General features: G+C 70.5%; 5 protein-coding genes. 1 reads left to right on the forward strand and 4 read right to left on the reverse strand.

Annotated features, from left to right (window positions below; all coding sequences use genetic code 11):
• A partial coding sequence (locus JWQ05_RS05810) for a 5-oxoprolinase subunit PxpA (RefSeq protein WP_299655902.1) occupies positions 1 to 720 on the forward strand: 720 nt, incomplete at its 5' end.
• Positions 721 to 794: 74 nt separating this feature from the next.
• Here the strand turns inward: JWQ05_RS05810 and JWQ05_RS05815 are convergent.
• The 4 genes from JWQ05_RS05815 to JWQ05_RS05830 form a co-directional block, all read right to left on the reverse strand.
• Positions 795 to 1,433 (reverse strand): helix-turn-helix transcriptional regulator, encoded by a 639-nt coding sequence (locus tag JWQ05_RS05815; RefSeq protein ID WP_299655904.1) that lies wholly within the window; start codon positions 1,431 to 1,433, stop codon positions 795 to 797.
• Between the two features lie 291 nt (positions 1,434 to 1,724).
• The gene (locus JWQ05_RS05820; protein WP_299655906.1) at positions 1,725 to 2,696 is read right to left on the reverse strand and encodes a helix-turn-helix domain-containing protein; all 972 of its coding nucleotides are present in this window, start codon (positions 2,694 to 2,696) and stop codon (positions 1,725 to 1,727) included.
• Positions 2,697 to 2,860: 164 nt separating this feature from the next.
• Positions 2,861 to 5,038: an FUSC family protein gene (locus tag JWQ05_RS05825; RefSeq protein WP_299655908.1), complete on the reverse strand. Its 2,178-nt coding sequence runs from the start codon at positions 5,036 to 5,038 to the stop codon at positions 2,861 to 2,863.
• A 178-nt stretch (positions 5,039 to 5,216) separates the two neighbouring features.
• On the reverse strand, positions 5,217 to 5,594 hold the full coding sequence (locus tag JWQ05_RS05830) for a hypothetical protein (protein WP_299655910.1): 378 nt from the start codon (positions 5,592 to 5,594) through the stop codon (positions 5,217 to 5,219).
• Positions 5,595 to 6,242: the final 648 nt, after the last annotated feature.

A 6,242-nucleotide genomic window follows, 5' to 3' on the forward strand; every position in this document is an offset into this window, starting at 1 on the left:
TACGGCACCTATCGCTGCGGCGACGACGCGGCCATGCTCGACATCGTCACCTCCGCCAACGTCGCCTGCGGGTTTCATGCCGGCGATCCCGAGATCATGGCCGAGACCTTCAAGCTGGCGCGCGCGCGCGGCGTGGCAGTGGGGGCGCATCCGGGCTTTGCCGATCTCGCCGGATTCGGGCGGCGCCCGATGCCCTGCACGGCGGCCGAGATCGAGCGGCAGGTCGCCTATCAGGTCGGTGCCGCGCAAGGCCTCGCGGCGCTCTCCGGCCATCGCCTCCGCTACGTCAAGGCGCACGGGGCGTTGGCGAACCGGGCGGCGGCGGAGGCGGACGTGGCCGGGGCCATCGCCCGTGCGGTTCGGGCCGTGGACGCCTCCCTGGGGCTTCTGGCGATCGCCCGGACCGAGCAGGTCGCGGCCGGCGAGGCGGCGGGCCTGACGGTCTACGCGGAGATCTTCGCCGATCGCGGCTATACGCAGGAGGGCCAGTTGATCCCACGTGGCCAAGCAGGGGCGCTGATCACGGATCCGGATCTGGCAGCCGAGCGGGTGCTGGCGATGGTGCAATCCGGCGGCATCATCACGGAGCGCGGCGCGCACCTGCCGACGCGGATCGACTCCGTCTGCGTGCACGGAGACAGCGTACACGCTGTGGCTTTGGCACGGGCTGTTCGGGAGCGATTGGCCAGGGCTGGGATCATCCTGAAGGGCTTCGCGTAACCGTGCTCGACCGATGGGATGGACGCATCGGGACAGGGCCGGGACGATCGACGTTCGTCGCCGGCTCAGCGTGTTCAGGCTTCGCGATCCTGAACGGCCGCCGGCGCAACCTCGTGCAACGCGGCTCCGATTCCTGATCCGGGCGTTCCACCCCCGACCTCGCCCGCTTGGTCACCCTCCGCCAGTCGCGCTTGAGCGGAGAGATGCCCGACTTCGGCCAGGGCGATGGTCCCATCGTCCAGGGTGAGGAAGCGGATGCCTCCCGCGCGCAGGGCATTGACGGCGGAGCGATGATTGCGGGCACTGACCGCCCGGCTGTTCTGTTCGAGGCGCCGGATCGTCGACAGGGAGAGCCCGCTGGTCCGCGCCAGATCGGACATCGCCCATCCGAGCAGGGCTCGCGCGGCACGCAGATGGTGACTGTCGACGCCTCCCGTCGGATCGTGGCCGATGCTCACCCTGGCTGCCGACACCCGCGCTTGGTCGGGAAATTCGGAAGCCTTGCCTGCGCGGCACGGCGGTTCGGCCGGGTTGGCATCCGGATGCGCCTCGGCCGCCGGACTGGTCGCAGGCGGCTGCGGCTCGGCGGGCGTTGGAAGCAACCCAGCGCCGACGCCTGCCAACCGGGCGACGCCCGCCGCAAGCAGGCCCGGATACCGCGCAACGGCATCGCCTCCGGTGAACGTCGTGCAGCATTCGCGCAGAAACGACACAGCAGCCGCGTTTGTTTCCACCGCAGATTGAGACGGTCGGCCGGACTTATCGCTTCGGTCCGAAATAACCTAGTCTTCAAAAATCAAGAATGTCTTCCATCGCCCGACCGACACTCGAAGCAGACTTTGCGAAAACATATCCTATGTCAATTCTTGCACAATTATGACGATGAATTTCGCAATCTTGATAGATTGCTGTCGCCGAGGTTGTGCCTGGGGACGCACTGATCTCGGCTCGGTTGCGATGGGTCTGCCCACGAGACGCGGATCGAACAGCGCGCGTCTGCCTGATCAGCGGCGGCGATGGGCCTCGCGCCGCGAGCCGGACGGCGTACAGCCGAACAACCGCCGATAGCGTTGCCCGAAGTCGCTCATGTGGACGAAGCCCCACCGTCCGGCGATGTCGGCGACCGAGTGGCCGACATGGCGCGACGAGACGAGATCCTGATGTGCCCGCGTCAAGCGACGATCGGTGATGAACTGGACCGGCGTCTGTCCGAGTTCCCGGCGAAACTTGTTCTGCAGCGAGCGGACGCTGATCCCCGCCGCAGCCGCAATGTCCGCCAGGGTCATGGGCATCGAGAGGTTCGCCTCGATGTAGTCGCGTGCGGCATCGAGGCTGCGGGAGGCCACGTCCCGCGTGTCCGGCGCCTTCGCCTCGGCCCGCTTCGGCCAAGCCGAGAGCAATTGGTAGCCCATGACTTCCTGGATCAACGGAAACAGGAAATCTCGGTCCGGTTCCGCGTCCTGGCTTCGGCGCTGGACCTGCGTCAGCGTACAGAACAGGGCCTTCATGGCGGGGGTCGAGACCTCGGCGACCGACGCGAGCGGCGGCAAGCCCGTCTCTTCACCGCCCGTCAGCGCCGCGTTGGCGGCCACCAGATCTCTGACCGCGATCGTACCGCTGATCGCGCTGAACGCGTGCGAGGCCTGAACCTCGCGCAATTCGTCGAAGGCGACGAGGGTCGCGTGCGTCGGCGAGCCGAGGGCGTCGCCGCCGCGGTGGCGGTAGACGATCTGCCCGCTCGTGACGAAACGGATCGTGACGAGGTCGGCGTTGAATTTCGGCTTGGTCACGAAGCCGCTGGCCGACCGGGTCTCCCACAGGCACAGCGTCTGGCTCTGGCCGCCGACGATCTCGATCGCGGGCGACGTCGAGCGCATCACATCGAAATTGACCGCGATGCCGCCGCGGTCGTTGAACACCTGAAGCTGCCGGGGCGAAGAGATTCGGGCGACGAGCCGCTGCTGGGGGTGCCACACGGTCGGATCATGGCGTGCCTGGGCGGTCATCCGATCAACCTGAACGTTCCAAAAGGGCTCGAACCGACGTGACGCGCGAGAACCTCCCCGTCAGGACGCGGCGCGTCCGCAATCGGACAGACCGCAACGACCTGTAACACTCGGCGCTTCCGATTCGCAGCGCCTCAGGCCGTGGCGATCCGGTCCGGCGACGGGTTCAGCGTCTCGGACAGGAGTTCGACCTGCCCGACGAGGCGCCGGAGGCCGTCGGTGTGCCGCGCTTTGGGCATCGGCGGCAGTGCGCCCTCGCCCCCGAGGCTCGTCAGGGTCGCGGTGATCCAGCCGCTCCAGGCCGCGAGGGCCTCGGCGTCGGCCGTCTCGGCGGCGTAGCGCAGGGCCGTGAGCCGCGCCGAGATGCGGCGCAGCGTGGCATCGGCCACCATCGCGGTCTCCACATGCGGATGGCGTCCGGCGCGGGGTTGCTGCAGGGCCCGGGCCAGGGCCGCCTCGAGGTCGCTGAGAGCGAGGCCGACGGCGCGAGCAGCCTGCGCGCGGGTCCCCGAGGTCTCGGCCTCCGGACCCGTGCAGAGGACGGCGCGGGCGAAGGCGGCATGGGCCCGGACGGCCTTGCGCAGTTCGAGCCGGACCTGATCGGGCTCCCAGATCGGCCAGAGCACGAGGGCGCTCGCCACCGCGATCAGGCCCCCGAGCAGGGTCAGGAGCGCGCGCATGCCCGCCACCTCCCACGAGCCGTGGCCGGGCTCCACCACCTCCACGAGGAGCACCACGAGGGGCGTCAGGCAGGCGATGAAGACGCCGTAGCTGACTTGGCGCGCGGCGAAACCGATGATGCTCAGGGGAAACACCAGGGCGGCCAGCGCCAGCGGAGTCGTGGCGATGCCAGCGAGCGCCGCGCCGATCAGGCCGCCCAGCACCGTGCCGCCGATCCGCTCCAGGGCCCGCTGCCAGGTCGCGGCGTAGAAGGGCTGCATGGTCAGAACCACCGTGATGGTGAGCCAATGCGCGAAGGGTCCCGACCAGACCAGGGTCGCCCAGAGGGCGGGAGCAGCCACCACCGTGGCACGCACGGCATGACGCAGGTTGGCCGAGGCGAAGGTTAAGTTCGTGCTGAGCGGCCCGAGTAGGCGGGTGCCGAGGGGCAGGCTGGCGCGTCCCATCAGGGCGCCGCCGGGGCGATAGCCATCCGGCGTCGAGAGTTTGGCACCGATCCGCACACGATCGAGGATGCGCGTGGCGAGGTCGGAGAGCCCGCGATCGTGGGCGAGGCGCCGCGCGCCCCGCTCGATCGCCCGTTCCAGGCGCGCCAGATCGATCACCGAATCGTCGCGGATCGCGCGGGCGATCACGCCGAGCAAGGGGCGGAGCCGGCGCAGGAACCGGCGCGCCATGCGGCGGCGGCGCGGGTCGGACTCGCCCTCGATCAGGTCCGACAGGGCGATGAGGGCGGCGAAGATCTGCTCGGCGGCCTCCAGGCGGATCAGGGCCTGGGCAGTCCGGTCGGAGATGCGCTCGCGGCTGCGGGCGAGGTCGACGATGACGGTTCGGGCCTGTTCGATGGCCTCGCGCACACCCCGGCGATGAGCCCGGGCGTGCCGATCGAAAGCCTGGAGATCGAAGGTGTGACGATCGAAGATCTGGCGGTTGCCGGCCCGGGGGGCGGCTTTGTCCTCCGGTTTCTCCGGCCAGGTCAGCGAAGCGAGGGCCTCGAGATCGTCGCAGAGGCGGGTCAGGCGGCGCCAGACTTCGGCCACCGCCCGGTGGGTGGGGCGATAGGGATGCAGGCGCCAGAGGAGCAGGGCCAGCAGCGTCGCCCACAGGCCTCCGGCCGTGAAGACGAGACCGGCCACCAGGGCCTGATCGGGGCTCAAGGGCCGATCGAGGGCGAAGCACAGGACGAGGACGAGGACGTTGCCGGCAGCCTGCGCCTGCACGCCCCAGACCCGCGCGTAGGTGCAAGCGAAGATCACGAGGCCGGCGAGCGGCACCACGAGGACCGGCCCGAGCGGCTGCATCAGCCCGAAGAGCCCCCAGATCGCGCCGCTCAGGAGCGAGAAGACCGTGAGCACCATGAGGCGCGAGCGCATCGGGCCGCCAGCATCGGCGAAGCAAGCGAGGTTCGCGGCCAGCGCCAAGGTCAGGAGCGGCGGCCAGGCGACCCACTCGTGCAGCAGGATGACGAGGCCGAAGGCCAGGGCGGCCCGGACCCCGTCGACGAGGCTGAGGCCGCGCGGATCGAGGCCGATAGGCAGCCGCGTGAGATCGAGCCCGGGATTGGCGAGGGTGCCGCGCCCGTGCAGGAAGGTGGCCGCCCGAATCCGCCGGCGCGGGCCGGCGGCGGTCACGGGTTTGACGGAAGATGGCGGCATCGTGGGCAGGGGCAAGCTCCGCGGAAGGACGCGACCCGCCGCCCCCGCGACTTAAGGCTCTCGGCGGCGCTCCGGAACCGCCCGGGCCGGCACGGGAGCCCTGCGTCGGGCGGGCGCCTCCGGGGAGCCGCGCGCCCTCAGAACGCGTGTATCCTCAGAACTTGCCGCCGACGCCGACGGAGCCACCCTGGCCCATCTGAGGCCCGAGGCCGCCGGAGCTCGACCGGCTCGTGGTCTCGCCTTCGATGTCCTCGCGGCGGATGCGGCGCTCTTCGTTGGCCGCCGCCCGGGTCTGGCCACCGGCGGAGCTGGGCAGGTTGAGGCGCCGCGTCGGCGCGGTCTGCGGCGTCGGATCATCGGGATCGATGCTGGCGGCACGGCCGCGCTGCGGACCCGGAACCGCACTGCGCATCGAGGGGGGCGGACCGACATCGCTTGCGGGCATCACGCCGGCACCGCCGCCGAGCGCCTGGCACCCTCCGAGCAGGGCAGCGACGAGCGCGACGGCGCAGGCTTGTGAGGGAAGGGACATCGGATCTGGTCCTCGGAAGAAATCGGCGCTGCCCCTCACCGGGGCAGATGACGCATCTGTTTGCCTCTCTACGACGCAGTTTTGGCGAAAACCAGAGATGGCGGGGTGCATCCAGGCATTGCGGCCACGCTTCGGGTGGTGCCAGAGTGGCGCTGCAGGGATGGAGCCCGGTCGGGGGCCGGTCCATTTCTTGCCCGCTCCTCTCGGTCGCCTCCGGCGCCCGCCTCATCCCATCCTTCGCCCATCCACAACTTCGCCTTGGTCCCCATTCAATGAGGCCGGCGCCGCTTTCGAGCGGAACCCGCCGCCCAGGCTGTCATTGCGTGAGGCCGGCGAACCGCAATTCTCGGGGAACGCGCGTGTTCAGAACTGTCCGGATGATCGCCACTGCGACGATCACCCTGTGGGCCGCAGCCGCGGTCGCCGAAGGCCCGGCCACGCCCGGGAAGGAGCCGGTGGCGAGCACCGGCGAGGTCACGACCGGCTCGCCGGCCGCAGGACAGCCGCAGGCCGCACCGGCCCAAGCAGCACCCGCCCAAGCAGCACCCGCCCCACCCGCTCCGGCACCGCCTGCCCCGGCCGTCGCCACGGCCGCCCCGCCGCCATCCGGGCCAACGGTCCCCGCGCCCGCACCGCAGCCGGGCGCCA

It is taken from the genome of Methylobacterium sp., assembly GCF_028290105.1.
GTDB lineage: Bacteria > Pseudomonadota > Alphaproteobacteria > Rhizobiales > Beijerinckiaceae > Methylobacterium.